Source organism: Embleya sp. NPDC050493 (genome assembly GCF_044458105.1).
Classification (GTDB): Bacteria; Actinomycetota; Actinomycetes; order Streptomycetales; family Streptomycetaceae; genus Embleya.
Genome location: NZ_JBITHP010000002.1, coordinates 203967 through 223881 on the forward strand (window position 1 = coordinate 203967; position 19915 = coordinate 223881).

Here is a 19915-nt window from a genome sequence, read left to right on the forward strand (position 1 = left end):
CCCATGGGTTTTTATGCCGGGGGGGGCGGGGGGGGCGCCCCCCCCGCAAGGCCCCCCCCCCCGGGCCCCCACCCCCGGGGGCCCCCGGCCCCCCCCCCCGGGGGCGCCCGGCCCCCCCCCGCGCCCCCCCGGCCGCCCGATCCGCCATCGGGGACCTGAAGCCGACGGCGATGCCGGAGGTCCCCCGCGAAGACGGCTTGCGTTATGGGTCGCCGACGCGCTGTCATCGAAGCAGCCATCGCCCAATGACAGGACACGCCATGAAGCTGCGATTCGTCGGCACCACATCCAAGGATGGCGACTGCCCCACTCTGTACGAGACGGAGAACGGTGACTTCGTCGTACAGGGCGACCGCCTCACCGATCCCGAGGCCCTTGCCCAACTCAAGGACGTCAAGGACGGCGAGACCTTCGTGGTCGTCCCGCGCGCGCTCCTGGCCCGCTTCGCGCCCAAGGAGTGACGTGCCCGACCTGATCACCGGACGAGCGATCACCGAATTCTTTCGGCATGGTTTCGAGCACACCGCGTGGCGGCTGGAGACCAGACGGGCCTACGGCGTCGCGACCGAGACCGACGCTGTCGCCGCGTTCCTGCGCGGCGAGGATGTCTCGGATCCCGAGCGCCCTTGGCTGGCCATGGTCCGCGACCAGACGCGCCAGGGAAAACGCATCGAACGCGTGCGCGTGGTCGACGAGCCGCCGACCGACTACCAGCGGTTCCTCCTCGCCGATGTCGAGGACAGCATCATCGCCGGGGAAGACATCCGCTTCCTGTGGCGTGGCGACGCCGACAAGGCGGATCTGCCCGCACGGGACTTCTGGCTGTTCGATTCACGCATCCTCGGACGCTTCCACTTCGACGGGGACCGCTCGCTCGGTATGGAACTGACCGACGACCCGACCGCGGTCCTGACAGGATGCCGGGTGCGTGACGCCGCCTGGCACTTCGCCGTTCCGTACGACACATTCCGTACGCAGGTACCGTCACGCGCGTGACCTCCGATTTCCAACAGGCTCGCGTGTCCCTCGGCGCACGGCTGCGCGAACTGCGCACCGAGGCGGGCCTGACCGGACGCGATTTCGCCCGCAACGCGGGCTGGCCTCCCTCGAAGGTGTCGAAGCTGGAAACGGGGCGACAGACCCCCAGCGGCGCAGACCTCGACGTGTGGGCCCGGACCGTCGGCCGACCCCACGTCGCACCGGAACTCAAGGCCAGACTCACCGGATTCGAGACCACGTATCGCACGTGGAAGCGACAACTTGCCGCCGGCCACCGGCCACGCCAGGAAGCCGGCATCGTCGAGCTGAAACGAACCAGGGCGCTCCGCGGCTTCGAAGCCGGCGTGATCCCGGGGATCTTCCAGACCGCCGACTACGCCCGCCACGTCCTGACCCGGTACGCCCAACTGCGCCGCACACCACGCGACATCGAGGCGGCAGTGGCGGCACGCCTGCGGCGACAGGACTTCCTGTACGAGCCGGGGCGGCAGGTACACGCCCTCGTATGGGAGGGAGCGTTGCGTGTGCGGGTCTGTCCTCGCGACGTCCTGGCGGGTCAACTCGACCGTCTGAGCGGTCTACTGGGTCTGCGGTCGGTATCCCTCGGTGTCGTGCCGTTCGATGCGGACCTGAGTATCGCGCCCGGTGACGGCTTCTGGATCTACGACGATCGACTCGTGATCACGGAGACGTGGACGACCGAGATGTGGCTCGAAGACGCCGAGAACCTGGCCCTGTTCGCGACCGTCTGGAATTCCCTGAACGAAGCTGCGGTCCACGGCCCACCCGCGCAGCGGCTGATCGCCCGCGCGCAAGCCGCGTTGTGCCAGGGCTGAGAAGCGCCGAGACACGTTTGCAGCCCTCGGAGAAATCCGGAGAAACACCGCCGATTCGGAGAATCACCCCGCCCTACGGTGAGGATGTGATCCCGTCCTGCTCCCGATGCCATCCCGGGCGGCAGTCGGCCTCCGGCGGCCGAGTGTTGCCCTCCTGAGCGGGCGGGTCCGGCAGGGATCGGCCACCCTCCGTCCCCACGCCGTATCGAGCGGCACCGGTCCCGCCCTCACCACCCCGAGCCGGCGGCCGTCCAGCGCGGTGCCGGACCGGGATCGCGGGACGGGGGCGGCAGGGCCCGCTGGAGGTCGGCCCCCGTGCCGTCCCGACGGCGGCACCGCCCCCGTCCCGCAGCACCCACCCCGTACACGCACCCACCCCATACACGCACCCACCGCATACACGCACCATGGAGTCCTCGTGACCGAATCCGAGGCGGTCGTCGCGACCGTGACCTTGCCCGCCTGGACCATCCACCTCGTGCCCGTCGACCAGCCGCGACCGTGGCGTCTCCTCGTCGTCTCCGCCGGGCTCCATCCCCCGGCCGTGCAACTCGACCGCGCAGCCGCCCACCTGACCGACGCCGAGGCGGCCACACTCGCCGAGACGCTGCTCCGGCCCCGGCGCAGCGAAGACCCGAAGCCGGGTCGGGCCCGCCTCGTGCGCGACGGCCACGGCCTGCTCCTGCGCATCCTCGTCGACCCCGTCGCCGACGAACCGGGCCTGGTCGCACACGTCGAGGAGCACCACCGCGGCGTCCTGCTCGACGACCTCATCCGCCATCGCCCCGACTTGGTCCCCACCGCCGCCCCACCCGAGCCGAAGTTGTGCCTGGACCCGACACCGGTCACCGGCCTCACCATCGACCAGGTCGCCGAGCTGCACACCCGCCTCGGCCGATGGCTCGACAGCGAAGGCATCCGCGCCGCACTCGACGACCGCAGGATCGCGTGCCTCGTCCGGGATCCGAAGACCGGCCGCTGACCGCCGACAGCCACGAACCGGGCACCACCGAGGAGACCACCGCACCGAGGAGACCACCGCCGAACCCCACGACCGTCCCGCCCCGGCCCCGCCCCGATGTCGTCCGGGCCGCGCAACCGGCCGAGCGGCGTCGCTGCGAGCCCGGTCCTCCATGCTTCCGAGCCCGGCTTTCCGTACCGCGGGACCCGTGTGTTTCCGGCCGGCACATCGCATTGCGCAAACGACACGAAGGGGGCACATCGCGACTTCGGGCGGCGGCGAGGAGGTGCGCCGTCACCGCCTGCGCAAGCTCGGTGACGGTCGGGTGCCGACCGTCTCGCGAGCACCCGACGGCCTACCGGTACGCCCGCCGGGCCTGCGCGTGCGCACCTGCGCTGACCTGCGCGGACGCCGCCCGGGGGTGCGGGCGGCGGACGGCGGCGTGGCGGTGCCCCCGGCAGGACTCGAACCTGCGACCAAGTGCTTAGAAGGCACCTGCTCTGTCCACTGAGCTACGAGGGCGTGGGCGAATCAGGATCTTGCACCGGATCCGGTCGCGGCACAACAGAATAGGGCCGTGTGCATGCCTCACCGGCGTTCCGGTGGTCACCGTTACCTGATCAGACGCAGTTGGCGGCCAGAATGTGATCAGAGAAGGGCCGAAACGGGCTGAGGGAGGCGCAGTGGGTCCCACAAGGACTGTACTTGTCGGCTATGGCGTGGGGGGCTCGGCCTTCCACGCGCCGGTCGTCGAGGCCGTGGACGGGCTGGAACTGGTTGCCGTGGTGACCGGGAATCCGGAGCGCGGGGCGCAGGTGCGCAAGCGGCATCCGCAGGCCGAGGTGATCGGGACGACCGACGAGATGTTCGCTCGCGCGGGTGACTTCGACCTCGTGGTGATCACCGTGCCGAACCGCTTCCATGTCCCGCTGGCGACCCGTGCGTTGGAAGCCGGGCTGCATGTGGTGGTGGACAAGCCGTTCGCCGGGACCGTCGCCGAGGGTCGGGAGCTGGTTCTGACCGCGACCCGCCGGCATCGGAGGCTGGGGGTCTACCAGAACCGTCGGTTCGACGGTGACTTCCGGACCGTGCGGCGTCTGGTCGAGGAGGGGCGACTCGGCGAGGTGCACCGGTTCGAGTCGCGGTTCGAGCGGTGGCGTCCACAGGTGCGGACCTCCGGGTGGAAGGAGCAGGCCGATCCGGCGGCGCTGGGCGGGATCCTGTACGACCTGGGGACTCACCTGATCGATCAGGCGGTGGCGCTGTTCGGGCGACCCACGCACGTGTACGCCGAGTTGGGCACCCGGCGGCCGGGGGCGCTCGTGGACGACGACAGCTTCGTGGCGCTCACCCACGCGGGTGGCGTGCGGTCGCACCTGTGGATGAGTGCGACGGCGGCCGACCTCGGACCGCGTTTTCGAGTGCTCGGGTCGAAGGCGTCGTACGTGAAGTTCGGGATGGACCCGCAGGAGGAACTGCTGCGCGCCGGGGCCGAGGTCGGTACGCCCGGGTGGGGGACCGAGCCGCCGGCGGCGTGGGGAGTGCTCGGTACGCCCGGCGACACGGTGCCGGTGGAGACCGAGCCGGGCGCCTATCAGGACTACTACGCCGCGTTCGCGCGTGCGGTGCGCGACGAGGGTGAGCCGCCGGTGTCGTTCGATGAGGCGCTGGCCGTACTGGAGACGATCGAGGCGGCGCAGCGATCCTCCGCCGACGGAGTGACCGTCACGCTGTAACGGCGGCGGCGCGTTGGGAATGCGGACAATTCGGGCAGTGGTCGCCCGTGGTGATCATGGGAAGCGACACCTTGTCCGCAGCCCTCGCCGACCTACGGGACAGGGTCGCGGCGACGTGCTTCCCGCTCGACCTGCCCGGCGCCGTGCAGGCGCGGCTGGCCCGCCGCGAGTTGATCGAACAACTCGACGACTACCTGCTGCCCCGCCTCGCGGCGCCGCGCGCACCGCTGCTGGCGGTGGTCGGCGGGTCCACCGGTGCGGGCCGGTCCACCCTGGTGAACGCGTTGGTCGGGCGCGAGGTCACGCCGGCCGGGCCGCTGCGGCCGACCACGCGGGTACCGGTCCTGGTGTGCCGCTCGGGGGATCGGCACTGGTTCGCCGGACAAGCCGGGATCGGGCTGCGGTTGGACGAGCGGGTGCCGCCCGGGATGGCGCTGCTCGACGTACCGGACATCGACTCGGTCTCCGCCGACAACCGGCGGGTGGCGGTACGTCTGCTCGGCGCCGCCGACCTGTGGATCTTCGTCACCACCGCGTCGCGCTACGCGGATGCCGCGCCGTGGCATCTGCTCCGGCTCGCACGCGAGCGCAACACGCGTCTGGCGATCGTGTTGAACCGGGTGCCGACGGAGGTGCTCGACGGGGTTCGGTCCGACCTCGTGCGGCTGTTGCGGCAGGCGGGGCTGGGCGACGTGCCGCTGTATCCGATCGTGGAGACCGAGCCCGGTGCCGGGCTGCCCGAGCGCAACGTGGTGCCGATTCGCACCTGGCTCGCGGAGCGCGGCGCGGATCCCGACGCGCGGGCCGCGGTGGTCCGGCGCACCGTCGGCGGGCTGCTGCACAGCCTCGATCGGCGGGTGCCGCCGCTCGCGCAGGCGGCGGGACGACAGTACGAGGCGGTCGATCGGGCGCGGGCCTGTGTGGACACGACCTACGCGGCGACCTCGCAGTGGGCGCTCCGGGCGCTCGACGACGGGTCGTTGTTGTGCGGCGCGGCGGCGGGGCGTTGGTCCGACGGTGACGTCCCGGGAGCCGCGCGGGCGGTCCGGGAGAGCCTGGACGCGTTGGTGGCGGACGCGTTCGCGCGAGGCGCGGAGCGCTCGGCGGGATGCCTGCCGCCGGGCGCGGTGCGCCGGTCGGCGCCGGAACCGCTCGCCTGGCCGGGTGATGGCGAGCCGCTTGCGCTGATCGCGGCGGTCGGCGGCCCCGTGTCGGGGCCCGGCATCGGTCGGGAGGCGGCCGGCCGGCTCGGCACCCGGATCGGATCCGAGCCCGCCGCGCGGCTGATCCTGGACGTCCACCGGGGACTGCGCGGCGTCGTCGCGGCGGCACTCGACGGCGAGCGGGCACGCCGGGTGGCGGCGATGACCCCGCTGCCCGCGCAGGACGGGACGGGGCTGATCGAGGCGCTCGACACGGTGCGGAGGAGCGCGTGAGCGCGCGGGCGACGGGCGCGAGCCGCGTGGGGCGCGCGTCGCGCGGCGGGCGGGGGAGGGGGCGCGGCGCGGGCGGCGGTGGACGGGTGCGCGTGGGGCCTGGGCGTCGGGGTGACACGGAGGTGTCCTGCCGGGCCCGGCGTGAGGTGGGGTGCGGTGGGTGCGCCGGCGGGGGTGCCCGTGTGTGTGGCGTGTGGTGCGACGTGTCGGGGACGCGCGGATGACCGCCGGTGGGCAGTATGTCGATCGGTTCGCCGTGCGACGGGCCCGGCATGCGAGTGGGACCGAGGAGTCCGGGCGGCTGATGGCTCGGTTGGCCGCGCTCGATCGGATCGCGACGCCGGCCCGCGATCGGCTGCCCGACGCCGATCTCGCGTTGATCCACGATCTGCTCGGCCACGCCGAGACCCGGCTGGGTACCGCCGGCCGGCACACCGTGGTCGCGCTCGCGGGTGCCACCGGCGGCGGCAAGTCGTCGTTGTTCAACGTGCTCACCGGGCTGCGGCTGGCGGATACCGGCGCGCGGCGGCCGACCACCCGAACCACCCTGGCGTGCGCGTGGGACCCCGAGGGCGCGGCGCCGTTGCTGGACCTGCTCGGCATCGAACCGGTGCGCCGGGTGGCCCGGCACGGATCGCTGGACGCGCGCCGAGGCGGCGGGATGCCCTCCGGTCTGGTCCTGCTCGATCTGCCCGACCACGACTCGCTCGACCTCGCGCACCGGGCGGAGGTGGACGCGGTGGTGGCGGTCGCCGACCACATCGTGTGGGTGCTCGATCCGCAGAAGTACGCGGACGCGATCGTGCACGACCGCTATCTGCGGCCGTTGCGACACCACGGCCACAGCATGACGGTCGTGCTCAACCACGCGGACCGGTTGCCGGCCGGGGACCTCGCGGCGTGCCTGACCGATGTGCGGGCGCTGCTGGCGGCGGAAGGACTCGCGGGCGTACGGGTGTTGGCGACGTCGCCGGAGACCGGGCTGGGGATCGCCGAACTGCGCCGGGTGGTGGTGGCCGCCTCCGGGTCCGGCGAGGCGGCGGTGACCAGGCTGGCGGCGGACCTGGATGCGCTGACCGAACGCCTGGATCCCCATTTCGCCGGGGTGGTGCCGGGCGGGGACGCGTTCACCGCCGAGGACCGTCGTGCGCTGGTGGACGGTCTGTGCGACGCGGCGGGGGTGGGGGTCGTCGCGGCGGCCGCGGGCGCGGGGTTGCGGACTCCGCGGGGGCCGCTGTCGGGGCGTCGGGTACGGCGGCCTGCGGTGCGGCCCGAGCCGGTGCAGGCGCATCGCGCCGAGCAGGCGATCCGGCAGGCGGGGACGAGGCTGACGCAGGGGTTGCCGGCGCACTGGGCCGGCGGGGTGCATCGGGTGCTGGCCGAGGGACTGCGGGGATTGCCGGACGAGTTGGACGCGATGCCCGCGGGGGCGGTGCCGGAGGCCGCGGCGCCGACGGTCGCGGCGCGGGCGGCGGTGGGCGCGCAGTGGGTCGGGGTGGTTGCGGTGCCGGCCGGGTTGGTGGGTGCCGGGTCGGCCTGGACGGGGGTGCCGGTGGTGCGTTTCTTCGGGGTGCCGGGGCCGTGGTGGGTGGTGCTGGCGGGGCTGGTCGTGGGGATGGTGGGGGTGTGGCTCGGGCGGCGGGTGACGGGCTCGGCCGTGGAGCGGCGCACGGCGGAGGTGGCGGCGGCGCTGCGGGCGCGGGTGGCGGATGCGGCGGATCGGTTGGTGGTGGGGCCGGCGGAGACGGAGTTGGCGCGGTATCGGGAGGCGCACGCGTATTTCGTGGCGGCTCGGGAGCCGATGCGGCGGGGGTGAGGGGGAGCGCGGGGGGCGGCCGGGGTCGCCTACGTGGGTGAGAGGGCGGCGGGAGTGTCACCCACGTGAGTGACGGACGGCCGGGGCGTCCCTCACGTGGGTGACCTCGCGTGATGCACAGGGGCCGAGTTGTGCACAGCCCGCCGGGGTCTTCGCCGGGCGACCGCCGGATGCCGGATCGTCGAGGACGGACGGCGATGTTGCGGGGCACGCCGGTGACACACGGAGGCAAGCGTGGACACGTACGTGACGGTGATCGGCAACGCCGCCAGCGATGTCCGGGTCCAGATGACCCAGGCCGGCGTGCCCTTGGCGCGCTTTCGGATGGCCGTGTCGCCCAGGCGCTTCGACCGGGAGACGGGCACGTGGGTCTCGGGCGACGCGTCCTTCTACACGATCGTGTGTTTCCGCGGACTCGCGGAGAACGTGACGAGTTCGATCGACAAGGGCGACCCGCTGGTGGTGACCGGACGGCTGCGGGTGCGCGAGTGGGAGCGGGAGGGGAGGTGGTGGACCGTCACCGAGATCGACGCGTCCTCGGTGGGACACGACCTGGCCCGGGGAATCGCGGAGTTCCGCCGGGTGGGTCGGCCGGCGCGCCTGTCCGTCGTGGCGGACGACGGGGTGGCCGGGCCGATGGCCGAACAGCGCGCCCTCGCGATCGGGGCGGACATCGCATCCGTCGGCGAAGAGGAGGCCGCATGAATTGCGCGGACGACTGATCACGTGTTCACGAAAGCCATTCATTGGCGATACCGGCGATAATTCAAGTCGATTTCTGGGACGAATTTGAAACAGAATTGTGACGACGTCGACGGCGGTACGATGGGCCCCAATCGGACCAATAGCCGCATCTCGCTCAACCATTGGGATGGAGGGTCGTAAAGAGTCGGATCGTGGAGGCGAATAGCGGCCGAGTCAAGGCATTGATCACAATAGGACCGATTCGCGCAGGTTTGCACCTTGACAAATCAATAGTGAGCGAGATCGCCCTGATCGGCGCTTATGCGGCTTGCCAAGCCCCATAGGCGGCTATATCCGTCGAAGACTTGTCGACTTCGCGATATCCGGAAAGACATCCTCGACGTGGATCTTCTCCCGAGGTAAAGAACGTGAAACAAATGACTACCCCGGGTCGCGAGAGGTGGCCCGGCTGCTCATACCATTCAACGGTTCTTTACTCGCGCCCCGCTCGGGGGAACCATGCGCCGCGCGAGTCGGCTTACATTTTTCGAGGGGACCACCACATGTTCCGTACACCGGGACGGACGGCCACCCGCTTGTCGGCCATGGTCATTGCCGGCGGCTTGGCGGCGGCCGGCGTGATCGGTTTCGCGGGTGCGGCCAGTGCGGAAGGCGCCAAGGGCGTCTACAAGGGCGGCGATGTCGGTGCCAACATCTACCTGAAGGGCAAGGCGGATTCGCAGCGCGCCTCGATCCTGAAGCTCGAGGTCGACGGCAAGATCCTGCGCACCTACTGCATCGACTTCCACACCCTGGTGCACGACGAGGCGAAGTACGACGAGTCGGGCTGGAAGGAGACCTCCTTCGGCACGAAGGCCGACAAGGCCAAGGTCAAGTGGGTTCTGCTGAACTCCTTCCCGACCGTGGACCTGGCGGGCGTGCGCAAGGCGGTCGGCGCTCCGGAGCTGACCGAGGGCGAGGCCGCCGCGGCCACGCAGGCCGCCATCTGGCACTTCACCGACGGCCAGAACCTGGACGACGGCAACAACAAGAACGACGGCGATGTCGTCAAGCTGTACAAGTACCTGGTCGGCGACGCCAACAAGGGCGACGTCACCGAGCCCCCCGTCTCGCTCTCGGTGACCCCGGGCGAGAAGGCCGGCAAGATCAACGACAAGCCCGGCATCGGCCCGTTCGAGGTCAAGACCAACGCCGAGGGCAAGTCGATCAACGCCAAGCTGCTCGCCGGCGACACCGACGCCAAGGCCACCCTGGTGGACGCCGACGGCAAGCCGGTCGCCAAGGTCGGCAACGGCGACAAGCTCTACGTGGACGCCTCCAAGGCCACCAAGGCGGGCAGCCAGTCCCTCGAGGTCTCCGGCGAGTCGACCGTGCAGGCGGGTCGGGTCTTCCAGGGCGTCAACAGGGACGGGTCGACCAGCCAGCTGCTGATCGTCGCGGACAAGCAGAAGGTGCAGACCTCCGACAAGGCGATCGCCAAGTGGGGCAACCCCGGCAAGGGCCCGCTCCCGGAGATCAACGCCACCAAGGACTGCGTCGACGGCGGCGTGAAGGTCACCGTCAAGAACAGCGGCGACGAGTCGTACAAGTTCAAGCTCGACGGCAAGGAAACCACCGTCCAGCCCGGCAAGTCGGTCGACCAGGTCGTCAAGGTCGCCGAGGACCAGGCGTACAAGATCACCATCCTGGGCCCCGACGGCAAGACCGCCAAGGAGTTCACCGGCACGCTCGACTGCAAGACCGCCGGTGCCACCGAAGGTGTGACGGGTGGTACCTCGGGTGGCAGCACCGGTGGGACGCCGGCTCCGGTGAACCCGAAGGGTCCGGACCTGGCCGCGACCGGTAGCGACGGCAGCAACACCCCCGCGATCCTGGGCGGCGCCGGTGCGCTCCTCCTCGCGGGTGGCGGCCTGGTGTTCTACATGCGCCGCCGCAACAACGGCTCGAACGGCGCCGCTGCCTGATAGAGGCACCACCGCTCGAACCACGCCGACAGCCGGGCCCCGGCGCACACCCCGTGCGCCGGGGCCCGACGTCACCCCACCCCGGGCCCACACCGCGCCACCGTGGGTCCGAATCGCACCGCACCTCCCCGGCCCAAATCTCGGCCATCTCCAGCCCGTCCGGCGGTTGAGGACAAGCGGGCCGCAGGCCACCGAGCCGACCACGGGTCATCACGTACCGGCCGGGCACCCACGCAAGCAGGCCGATCCCGCGCCCTCCGGGCACCCATGCACGGGCACTGCTCGGCAGACCATAGGCTTGGACGCATGGCTGAGTACATCTACACCATGCGCAAGGCGCGTAAAGCGCACGGCGACAAGGTGATCCTCGACGACGTGACGCTCAGCTTCCTGCCGGGAGCCAAGATCGGCGTCGTCGGCCCGAACGGCGCGGGTAAGTCGACCGTTCTGAAGATCATGGCCGGGCTGGAGCAGCCGTCCAACGGCGACGCGTTTCTGTCCCCCGGCTACACCGTCGGCATCCTGCTCCAGGAACCTCCGCTGGACGAGTCCAAGACCGTCCTGGAGAACGTCGAGGACGGCGTCAAGGAGATCAAGGGCAAGCTGGACCGGTTCAACGCCATCGCCGAGGAGATGGCGACCAACTACACCGACGAGCTGATGGCCGAGATGGGCGAGCTGCAGGACCAGCTCGACCACGCCAACGCCTGGGAGCTCGACTCGCAGCTCGAACAGGCCATGGACGCGCTGGGCTGCCCGCCCGGCGACTGGCCCATCGTGAACCTCTCCGGTGGCGAGAAGCGTCGTGTGGCGCTGTGCAAGCTGCTCCTGGAGGCGCCCGACCTGCTCCTCCTGGACGAGCCGACCAACCACCTCGACGCGGAGAGCGTGCAGTGGCTGGAGCAGCACCTGGAGAAGTACGCCGGCACCGTCGTCGCGGTCACCCACGACCGGTACTTCCTGAACAACGTCGCCCAGTGGATCTGTGAGGTCGACCGCGGTCGGCTGCACCCCTACGAGGGCAACTACTCCACCTACCTGGACACCAAGGCCACCCGCCTGAAGGTCGAAGGGCAGAAGGACGCCAAGCGGCAGAAGCGCCTCAAGGACGAGCTCGAATGGGTCCGCTCCAACGCGAAGGGCCGCCAGGTCAAGAGCAAGGCGCGACTGGCCCGCTACGAGGAGATGGCCGCCGAGGCGGACAAGATGCGGAAGCTGGACTTCGAGGAGATCCAGATCCCGCCGGGTCCGCGCCTGGGCAACGTCGTGGTCGAGGTGGACCACCTCACCAAGGGCTTCGACGAGAAGCTGCTGATCGACGACCTGTCCTTCACGCTGCCGCGCAACGGCATCGTCGGCATCATCGGTCCCAACGGCGCGGGCAAGACCACGCTGTTCAAGATGCTGATCGACGCCGAGACGCCGGACGCGGGCAACATCAAGGTCGGCGAGACGGTCAAGGTCTCCTACGTCGACCAGTCGCGTGGCGGCCTGGACCCGAAGAAGAACCTGTGGGAGGTCGTCTCCGACGGCCTGGACTACATCAAGGTCGGCAACGTCGAGGTGCCGTCGCGGGCCTACGTGAGCGCGTTCGGGTTCAAGGGCCCGGACCAGCAGAAGCCGACCGGCGTGTTGTCCGGCGGTGAGCGCAACCGGCTCAACCTGGCCCTGACGCTCAAGCAGGGCGGCAACCTGCTGCTGCTCGACGAACCGACCAACGACCTCGACGTCGAGACCCTGTCCAGCCTGGAGAACGCGCTCCTGGAGTTCCCGGGCTGCGCCGTGGTCGTCTCGCACGACCGCTGGTTCCTGGACCGGGTGACCACGCACATCCTCGCCTACGAGGGCGAGTCGAAGTGGTTCTGGTTCGAGGGCAACTTCGAGTCGTACGAGAAGAACAAGGTCGAGCGCCTGGGCGCGGACGCGGCCCGGCCGCACCGGGCGACGTACAAGAAGCTCAAGCGCAACTGACCGACCCGGTCGGCACGGCGTGACCGGTGGCCTGTCGTATGCCCGCATACGGCAGGCCACCGGCATCACCCGGTGGCACGCGGTCGCATCGACGGGGAAGACCGACGGGGAACAGAGAAGAGGACTGGGCACGTGGCCAGGCACATCTACCAGGCGACGCTTCGGTGGTCCGACATGGACGCCTACCGGCACATCAACAATGTGCAGTACCTCCGTTACCTGGAGGAGGCGCGCGTGGACATGATGTTCACCCTCGGGCAGCGCGAGGGGGCCAAGACGCTCTCCGAGGGCGTGGTGATCGCCCGGCACGAGATCGACTACAAGCGACCGCTGGTCTGGCGCGCCGAGCCGGTACGGGTGGAGACCTGGGTGACCCGGATCGGGGCCGCCCGATTCACGCTGGCCTACGAGATCAAGGACGACGAGCAGGTGTACGCGACGGCGTTGTCCGTGCTGGTGCCGTATTCGCTCGACGAGCAGCGTCCCCGGCGGCTGAACGAGGACGAGCGGGCCTACCTGGAGCGCTTCGTCGAGCCGCAGGACGAGCCGGCGGGGCGGCCGGTCCGGCCATGACCGTGCTGCGACTCGCCGATGCGGCCGCCGCCGCGGACCTGGGCGGCTACCTGACCCGACTGCTGCGCTACGACCGCCGCGCGGTGGTGCGGATGCGCGCCGAGGGGTCGGTGCTCGGTACGTTCGGCCACCCGCCGTTCGGGGAGGCGGCGTCGGGGGTGATCACGCTGCGGGCCAGTGGGTTGGCCGTACCCGCGACCGCGGACGTGACCGTGTCCGCGGGGCAGCTCCTGGACGCGATCGCGGACGACGCGAGCGTGACCCTGCCGGCGTCGGTGACCGGCCCGGGCTGGGCCGGCATGTTGCCGCCGCGCACCGGCTGGGAACGGGTCGCCGAGCTGGGCGTGCTCGACCTGGGCCGGGAAGTGGCCACCGGAGTCGCCGAGTTCCGCTCCCGGACCGAACCCGGCATGCCGCGCGCGGAGTTCGACCGGATCGCCGCCGAGATCTGGACCCGACCGCTGCCGGGCCGACTCCCGCTGCGGGCCGCACACGCCGCCCAATCCTTCGGCTTCCTCGGCCCGCCGGACCCCGAGGGCCGAGCCGAGGTGCTGACCGCCGGAGCCTGGCTGCGCCTCGAAGCCCGCTACGGCTCGGTCTCGGTCCGCCGCCCCGATGCCCCCGGCCTGCTCTTCACCCGCTGAACCACCCGCTGAGGCGATCCCCACTCGACCACCACACGGTCGTATCCGCCGGTCAGTCGAGCCGGTTCACCATCGACTGCGCCGCGTAGACCAGGTAGTCCCACAGGGTGTTCTCCTGCTCGGCGGGCAACGCGATGTCGTCGACCGCCGCGCGCATGTGCCGCAGCCACGCGTCCCGGGCCTCCTCGGTCACCGCGAACGGCGCGTGCCGCATCCGCAGCCGAGGGTGCCCGCGCTGATCGCTGTAGGTGCGCGGCCCGCCCCAGTACTGCACCAGGAACATCCGCAGGCGGTCCTCGGCCCCGGCGAGATCCTCCTCCGGATACATCGGGCGCAGCAGAGGATCCTCGCGCACGCCCTGGTAGAAGCGGTGCACGAGCTTGACGAACGTCTCCTCGCCGCCCACGGCTTCGTAGAGACTCGGTTCCGGCTCTCGCATCTGGGTCACCGTCCCATCCTCCCAGATGGCCCGCCGGCCCGGGGATGCTCGGCCCGATCGTTCGAGTCGGGCCGCCGGCCGAGGGAGCGGCTCAGCCCGATTGCTCCGCGGCCCGGGTGATGCCCCGGCGCATGCCGCCGAAGACGATGCCGTGGAAGGGGAACACGGCCCACCAGTACGCGTGCCCGAGCAGTCCTCGCGGATGGAACAGCGCCCGTTGGCGGTAGTAAGTCCTGCCGTGCGCGGACGAGACGGTGAACTCCAGCCAGGCCAGGCCCGGCAGCCGCATCTCCGCGCGCAGCCGGAGCAGCTCGCCGGGCACCACCTCCTCGACCCGCCAGAAGTCGAGCGAATCGCCGACCCGCAGGCGTTGCGGGTCCCGGCGCCCGCGACGCAGCCCGACGCCGCCCATGATCCGGTCCAGCGCGCCGCGCACCGACCAGGCCAGCGGCCACGAGTGCCAGCCGTTGTCGCCGCCGATGCCCTCGATCACCCGCCACACCTGCGCCGGGGTCGCGGCCGGCTGCGCCTCGCGGACGTCCTCGTAGAGCGAGCCGCCGGACCAGTCCGGGTCGGTGGGCAGCGGGTCGCTGGGGGCGCCGGGCAGGGATGCCGAGGACCAGCGGGTGGCCACATCCGTCTCCCGGATGCGCTTGAGGGCCAATTCGAGCGCGCGGTCGAAGCCGGTCAGGCCCTCCGGCGGGTCCGGGATCCAGCGGGCGATGTCGTGCTCGTGGCAGACCACCTCGCTGCGCAGCGACTCCACCAGCGGTCGGGCCAGGCCGCCTGGCACCGGGGTGACCAGGCCCACCCAGTGGCTGGACAACGACGGCGTGAGCATCGGTACCGGCAGCACTCGGCGTCGGCGCAGGCCGGCCACCGCCGCGTAGCGCTGCATCATCCGCTCGTAGGTGAGCACGTCGGGTCCGCCGATGTCGAAGGCGCGGTCGACCTCCGGGGGCAGCGCGACGCAGCCCACCAGGTAGTGCAGCACGTCCCGGACCGCGATCGGCTGGATCCGCGAGGTGACCCAGCGGGGCGTGACCATCACCGGCAGCCGCTCGGTCAGGTAGCGCAACATCTCGAAGGAGGCCGACCCCGAGCCGATGATCACCGCGGCGCGCAGCACGGCGGTGGGCACCGCACCGGCGAGCAGGATCTCGCCGACCTCGGCGCGCGAGCGCAGGTGCGGGGAGGAGTCGCGGGCGGCGGAGCCGGCGGCCGGGCCCAGACCGCCCAGGTAGACCAGCCGGCCGACGCCCGCGTCCTCGGCCGCGGCGGCGAAGGTGCGCGCGGTCTCGCGGTCGGTGACGGCGAAGCGCGGGCCGCTGCCGAGCGCGTGGATCAGGTAGTAGGCGACGTCCACGCCGTCGAGGGCGCGGCGGACCTCGTCCGGGTCGAGCGCGTCGGCGCGGACGATCTCGACGCGGTCCGCCCACGGGTGGTCGCGCAGCTTGTTCGGAGTCCGGGCCATGCAGCGCACGCGATAGCCGGCCGCGAGCAGTTCGGGTACGAGCCGGCCGCCGAGGTAGCCGGTGGCGCCGGTGACCAGACACAGGGGAGAGTCCACCCGACCCAGTGTCGGTGACACCCGGGACGGATCCGGTGCGGGCGCGCCCGGCGATGACCCGTTCGGTCCCGATTCAGGCGCCCGGCGCCCCGGGTGCCTGCGGTGTCGGCGGGGTCGGCGGCGGGTTCACCGGGACCGGTGCGGGCTCGGCCGGAGCCGGCGCGGGGCCCTCGTCGCCCGCCGGCCCGGTCGCGCTCGCGATCGGCTCGCTGATCCGGATGCCCGCGTCGTCGAACGCCCGCTTGAGTCGGCCGCGCAACTCGCGCGCCACCGGCAACTCCTGACCCGGCATGGTCTTGATCTGCACCTGGAGAACCACCGCGTCCGGGGTCACCGATTCCATCCCGACCACGGTGGCCGAACCCCACATGCGCTCGTTCCACGGCTCGATCTCGGCCAGCGCCTCGGCGGTCGAGGCGATCACCGCGCGCACCTTGTCCAGGTCCTCGTGGTAGCCGACCTGGACGTCCACCTTGGCGGTGCCCCAGCCCTGGCTCTTGTTGCCGATCCGCTTGATTTCGCCGTTGCGGATGTACCAGACGGTGCCGTCCACGTCGCGCAGCTTGGTGATCCGCAGGCCCACCTCGACCACCGTGCCGGTCGCGGCGCCCGCGTCGACCAGGTCGCCCACGCCGTACTGGTCCTCCAGGATCATGAACATCCCGGACAGGAAGTCGGTGACCAGGTTGCGCGCGCCGAAGCCCAGCGCGATGCCGGCGATACCCGCGCTGGCCAGCAGCGGGGCGAGGTTGACCTTGAACTCGCCGAGCACCATCAGTCCGGCGATGCCCAGGATTACGAACGAGGCGGTGCTGCGCAGCACCGAACCGACCGTCTCGGCGCGCTGACGACGCCGTTCGGCGTTCAGCAGGAAGCCGGTCACCGGCCGCCCGCTGCTGTCCGTGCCGCTGTTGGCCATCCGGCCGACCAATTGGGTGATCAGCTTCCGGGTCACCGCCCGCAGGATGAGCGCGACCAGGATGATCACGAGGATCCGGATCGGCGTCACCACGAGGGCCTCGCCGTGTCGGTCGAACCAGGACGACACCTTGCCGTCGCCCTTGGCGACGTCGAACGACAGCAGGATTCCGGGGACGGGCGCGGACACGTACGAGACCTTTCGGACGACGAGCGGAGGAGCCTCCCCCTGCGGCGGGGGATCGGTTCCCCACAGTAGTCACGAGTGCGGTGGGCCTCGTGCGATACCTCTGCTTCGTACCTTCTGTCGCTGATCACCGCTATGTCACCGATCCCCACCTTCGTCGTGGTCGCCGTCCTTGCCGTGCTCGCCGCCGAGCGCGTCGAGGTGCGGCGTGGCCAGGTCCAGTCCGGTGCGGTCGGCCAGGAAGGACAGGGTGTCCACGGTGAGTTCGACGGTGCGCGAGACCGAGCGGGCCGCGTGACCGACCTCGGCCTCGGCACGCAGCAGCACCGGCCGCCCGCTCGAAGTCGCGTCCTGTAGGGCCGCGCACATCTTGCGCGCGTGCAGCGGGTCCACCCGGCTGTCCCCCTCGAACACGGTGAACAGCACCGCCGGGTAGGCCACCCCCGCGCGCACGTGGTGATACGGCGAGTAGCCCAGCAGCCAGTCCAGTTCCTCGGCCACCTCGGCGCTGCCGTACTCGTCGGACCACAACCGGCCCAGCCCGAACCGCTCGTAGCGGACCATGTCCAGGAGCGGCATCGAGCAGGCCACCGCCGCGTACAGATCCGGCCGCTGGGTCAGCGCGGCGCCCACGAGCAGCCCGCCGTTGGAGCCGCCGGACGCGGCCAGCCGCTCGGGCGTGCTCCAGCCCCGGGCGGTCAGGTGCTCCGCGGCGGCGTGGAAATCCTCGAACACGCGTTGCTTGTGCCCGCGCATGCCCGCTCGATGCCACTCCTCGCCCTCTTCCGAGCCGCCGCGCAGGTTCGCGATCGCGTACACGCCGCCGGCCTCCACCCACGCGAGCACGCCCGCCGAGTAGGCGGGGCCGAGCGCGACGCCGAAGCCGCCGTAGCCGTACAACACGGCGGGCCTGGGCCGGTCCGGTTCGGCGGTCGGCGCGATCACGAACATCCGGACCGTGGTGCCGTCCGCCGAGCGGTAGGACTCCTGGCGCACGTGTACGCGCGGCAGCCGTGCGGTGCCGGGTGCTTCGGCCCAGGTCTCGATCGCGCCGGTGCGCGCGTCGTAGCGCAGCACCGCCGACGGCGCGGTGTAGTCCGACCAGCCGAACCACGCCTCGTGCCCGCCCTCGGGGTGCTCGGCCAGACCGCCGATCGAACCGGGCGAGCCGCCGGGCGTGGCCGGCCGGGCCAACACCTCCCCGGTGGCCAGGTCGCACGCGGTCAACTCGCCCACCGCGTGCCGGGTCCGGGTGAGCAGCAGCGTCGGCCGCGGCGCGTGCGGGCCGTCCAGGATCGCGTAGCCGGTGAGTACCGCGTCCGGTTCCTCGGGCACCAGGTCGCGCCAGCCCTCGGGCCCCGGGGCCGACGGGTCGGCCACGCACAGCCGTCCGCGTGGCGCATCCAGGTCGGTGAACACGTACAGCCGCCCGTCCCGGCCCACCCGCACGCCGGTGAGCGCATCCAGGCCCACCGCCACCGGGCGCAACCGCGGCCGGTCCGGCGCGCTCGCGCGCAGGTCGGCCAGCCACAGGTCGTTGCGCGGCGCGGTGCCCGCGGACGCGGACACGGTGAGCCAGCGGCCGTCGCGGCTGACTCCGACGCCGAAGTAGGTGGCCGGTTCGCTGCCCGCGCCGAACACCTCGACGTCCGTCGCCGGGTCGGTGCCGACCCGATGCAGGTACACCCGGCGGTGGTGTTGTTCCTCGCCGGCGGGCACCGCCTCCGGTGGCAGCCGGCGCACCAGGTAGAACGCGTCGCCGCCGGGCAACCAGGCGATCGAGGTGTCGCGCACCCGTTCGATCGGGCCCTCGACGCGCTCGCCGGTGCGCACGTCCAGCACGTACAGGCACGACTCCTCGTCGCCACCGGTGGAGAGCAGGTAGGCGAGCCGATCGCCCTCGTCCGAGGGGATCCACTGGTCCAGCGTGGTGGTGCCGCCCGGGTCGATCGCGACCGGATCCACCAGCGCGCGCTCGGTCCCGTCCGGTTCGACCACGAACAACACCGCGTGCTCACGACCGGGGTCGCGGCGGATCAGGAAGTGCCGGTCACCGCGCCAGCAGGGCAGCCCGGTCAGGCCGGTGGCGAACAGATCGGCCAGTCGCGCGCGCAGCCGATCGCGTCCGGCCAGATGGTCCACATGGGCGTGGAACCACTCGTCCTGCGCGGCGGACCAGGCACGGGTGGCCGGCGCGTCCGGGTCCTCCAGCGCCCGATAGGGGTCCGGCACGGGCCGGCCGAAGAGCACGTCGACCGTGTCGCCACGGGCGGCGGCGGGGGCGCGCGGGGTCTCGTGGGGGGCGTGTTCCGCAGGCTGCACAGAGCGCGTCATGGGCGCACCCTAGACGCCCGAGCCCATCGGTGCGCACCGTCACCGGTCGACCACGCGGGGCCACTCGTGCAGGTGAACGCTCTGTGACCTTGTCGATTCCTGGTAGCGCAGGGGGTATCCCGGCATGGACACTGGAGGCCGATCGTCCCCGGCGCGAGCCACGCGCTGTCGGCGTCACAGGGAGGCATACGTGCCGCATTCGCTGGTCCTCAACGCGTCGTACGAGCCCCTGTGCGTGGTGCCCGTTCGCCGCGCACTGATCCTCGTGCTGAACGACAAGGCAATGTGCCTGGAAGAAACAGGCACCATCCTGCACAGCGCCACCACCGAGATTCCCGTACCCAGTGTGATCAGACTGACCCGTTTCGTCCGTATCCCCTTTCGGGGCCAAGTACCGCTCACCCGTCGTGCGCTGTTCGCTCGCGACGGCGGGCGTTGTGTCTACTGCGGAAGCGCCGCCACCAGCGTCGACCACGTCGTCCCGCGCAGCCGGGGTGGGCAGCACACGTGGGACAACGTGGTCTCGGCGTGCCGTCGCTGCAATCACGTCAAGAGCGACCGGTACATCGCCGAGCTGGGCTGGCGAATGCCGCGCACCCCATCCCAACCCACCGGCCTGGCGTGGCGGATCCTGGGCACCGGGTTCCGCGATCCACGCTGGGAGCCATACCTGGCGCCGTACGGTGCGCAGGAGGCGGGCTTCGACCATTTCGACCAGGTCGCGAGCGCCTAGAAGGCGGCGGATTCCTCCGGGGAGCCCGTCGCCGTTTTTGTTTCGGCGGGTTCTTCGGAGCAGCGGTCCGGAACCCGACACACCTGCTCGCGT

17 protein-coding genes and 1 tRNA gene are annotated in these 19915 nt (G+C 71.4%); 13 read left to right on the forward strand and 5 right to left on the reverse strand.

Annotation, left to right across the window (positions count from 1 at the left end):
• Positions 1–260: 260 nt before the first annotated feature.
• The 4 genes from ACIBM5_RS04245 to ACIBM5_RS04260 all read left to right on the forward strand — a co-directional run bounded on the left by ACIBM5_RS04245 (position 261) and on the right by ACIBM5_RS04260 (position 2817).
• Positions 261–461 (forward strand): hypothetical protein, encoded by a 201-nt coding sequence (locus tag ACIBM5_RS04245; RefSeq protein ID WP_396005281.1) that lies wholly within the window; start codon positions 261–263, stop codon positions 459–461.
• Position 462: 1 nt separating this feature from the next.
• Complete coding sequence (locus ACIBM5_RS04250) at positions 463–996, forward strand: DUF6879 family protein (RefSeq protein WP_396005283.1); 534 nt, start codon at positions 463–465, stop codon at positions 994–996.
• Entirely contained in the window at positions 993–1835 is an 843-nt protein-coding gene (locus ACIBM5_RS04255; RefSeq protein ID WP_396005284.1) for a helix-turn-helix domain-containing protein, read from the forward strand. Before ACIBM5_RS04250 ends, ACIBM5_RS04255 begins: the two co-directional genes overlap by 4 nt.
• 418 nt (positions 1836–2253) lie before the next feature.
• On the forward strand, positions 2254–2817 hold the full coding sequence (locus tag ACIBM5_RS04260; protein WP_396005286.1) for a hypothetical protein: 564 nt from the start codon (positions 2254–2256) through the stop codon (positions 2815–2817).
• A 428-nt stretch (positions 2818–3245) separates the two neighbouring features.
• Here the strand turns inward: ACIBM5_RS04260 and ACIBM5_RS04265 are convergent.
• Positions 3246–3318, reverse strand: a tRNA-Arg gene (locus ACIBM5_RS04265).
• 161 nt (positions 3319–3479) lie between these two features.
• Between ACIBM5_RS04265 and ACIBM5_RS04270 the strand changes: the two genes are divergently transcribed.
• The 8 genes from ACIBM5_RS04270 to ACIBM5_RS04305 all read left to right on the forward strand — a co-directional run bounded on the left by ACIBM5_RS04270 (position 3480) and on the right by ACIBM5_RS04305 (position 13641).
• Complete coding sequence (locus ACIBM5_RS04270; protein WP_396005287.1) at positions 3480–4532, forward strand: Gfo/Idh/MocA family oxidoreductase; 1053 nt, start codon at positions 3480–3482, stop codon at positions 4530–4532.
• 56 nt (positions 4533–4588) lie between these two features.
• The gene (locus ACIBM5_RS04275) at positions 4589–5968 is read left to right on the forward strand and encodes a GTPase (protein WP_396005289.1); all 1380 of its coding nucleotides are present in this window, start codon (positions 4589–4591) and stop codon (positions 5966–5968) included.
• 220 nt (positions 5969–6188) lie between these two features.
• Positions 6189–7784 carry a GTPase gene (locus ACIBM5_RS04280; RefSeq protein WP_396005291.1) on the forward strand — a complete coding sequence of 532 codons (1596 nt, stop codon included), beginning with the start codon at positions 6189–6191 and terminating at the stop codon, positions 7782–7784.
• A gap of 234 nt (positions 7785–8018) precedes the next feature.
• Positions 8019–8489: a single-stranded DNA-binding protein gene (locus ACIBM5_RS04285; RefSeq protein WP_396005293.1), complete on the forward strand. Its 471-nt coding sequence runs from the start codon at positions 8019–8021 to the stop codon at positions 8487–8489.
• A 542-nt stretch (positions 8490–9031) separates the two neighbouring features.
• Positions 9032–10453, forward strand: a complete 1422-nt coding sequence (locus ACIBM5_RS04290; RefSeq protein WP_396005295.1) for a thioester domain-containing protein — start codon at positions 9032–9034, stop codon at positions 10451–10453.
• Positions 10454–10759: 306 nt separating this feature from the next.
• Positions 10760–12424, forward strand: coding sequence for an energy-dependent translational throttle protein EttA (gene ettA / locus ACIBM5_RS04295; RefSeq protein WP_391582941.1), 1665 nt, complete (start codon positions 10760–10762; stop codon positions 12422–12424).
• Between the two features lie 132 nt (positions 12425–12556).
• Positions 12557–12997, forward strand: a complete 441-nt coding sequence (locus ACIBM5_RS04300; RefSeq protein ID WP_391582940.1) for an acyl-CoA thioesterase — start codon at positions 12557–12559, stop codon at positions 12995–12997.
• Complete coding sequence (locus ACIBM5_RS04305; RefSeq protein WP_396005298.1) at positions 12994–13641, forward strand: hypothetical protein; 648 nt, start codon at positions 12994–12996, stop codon at positions 13639–13641. Before ACIBM5_RS04300 ends, ACIBM5_RS04305 begins: the two co-directional genes overlap by 4 nt.
• 52 nt (positions 13642–13693) lie before the next feature.
• On the opposite strand, the gene ACIBM5_RS04310 is transcribed toward ACIBM5_RS04305, so the two are convergent.
• The 4 genes from ACIBM5_RS04310 to ACIBM5_RS04325 all read right to left on the reverse strand — a co-directional run bounded on the left by ACIBM5_RS04310 (position 13694) and on the right by ACIBM5_RS04325 (position 19089).
• Entirely contained in the window at positions 13694–14080 is a 387-nt protein-coding gene (locus ACIBM5_RS04310) for a globin (protein ID WP_391583084.1), read from the reverse strand.
• A gap of 91 nt (positions 14081–14171) precedes the next feature.
• Positions 14172–15650: an SDR family oxidoreductase gene (locus ACIBM5_RS04315; RefSeq protein WP_396005300.1), complete on the reverse strand. Its 1479-nt coding sequence runs from the start codon at positions 15648–15650 to the stop codon at positions 14172–14174.
• A gap of 73 nt (positions 15651–15723) precedes the next feature.
• Positions 15724–16758, reverse strand: a complete 1035-nt coding sequence (locus ACIBM5_RS04320; protein ID WP_396005302.1) for a mechanosensitive ion channel family protein — start codon at positions 16756–16758, stop codon at positions 15724–15726.
• Positions 16759–16893: 135 nt separating this feature from the next.
• Positions 16894–19089 carry a prolyl oligopeptidase family protein gene (locus tag ACIBM5_RS04325; protein ID WP_396005304.1) on the reverse strand — a complete coding sequence of 732 codons (2196 nt, stop codon included), beginning with the start codon at positions 19087–19089 and terminating at the stop codon, positions 16894–16896.
• A gap of 190 nt (positions 19090–19279) precedes the next feature.
• On the opposite strand from ACIBM5_RS04325, the gene ACIBM5_RS04330 reads away from it, so the two are divergent.
• On the forward strand, positions 19280–19822 hold the full coding sequence (locus ACIBM5_RS04330; protein WP_391582935.1) for an HNH endonuclease: 543 nt from the start codon (positions 19280–19282) through the stop codon (positions 19820–19822).
• Positions 19823–19915 lie beyond the last annotated feature (93 nt).

Excerpts from the sequence above, each read along its gene's own strand:
- ACIBM5_RS04245 (WP_396005281.1), top strand. The coding sequence starts at position 261 with ATGAAGCTGCGATTCGTCGGCACCACATCCAAGGATGGCGACTGCCCC.
- ACIBM5_RS04275 (WP_396005289.1), top strand. The coding sequence starts at position 4,589 with ATGGGAAGCGACACCTTGTCCGCAGCCCTCGCCGACCTACGGGACAGG.
- ACIBM5_RS04280 (WP_396005291.1), top strand. The coding sequence starts at position 6,189 with ATGACCGCCGGTGGGCAGTATGTCGATCGGTTCGCCGTGCGACGGGCC.
- ACIBM5_RS04290 (WP_396005295.1), top strand. The coding sequence starts at position 9,032 with ATGTTCCGTACACCGGGACGGACGGCCACCCGCTTGTCGGCCATGGTC.
- ettA (WP_391582941.1), top strand. The coding sequence starts at position 10,760 with ATGGCTGAGTACATCTACACCATGCGCAAGGCGCGTAAAGCGCACGGC.
- ACIBM5_RS04305 (WP_396005298.1), top strand. The coding sequence starts at position 12,994 with ATGACCGTGCTGCGACTCGCCGATGCGGCCGCCGCCGCGGACCTGGGC.
- ACIBM5_RS04310 (WP_391583084.1), bottom strand. The coding sequence starts at position 14,080 with ATGCGAGAGCCGGAACCGAGTCTCTACGAAGCCGTGGGCGGCGAGGAG.
- ACIBM5_RS04325 (WP_396005304.1), bottom strand. The coding sequence starts at position 19,089 with ATGACGCGCTCTGTGCAGCCTGCGGAACACGCCCCCCACGAGACCCCG.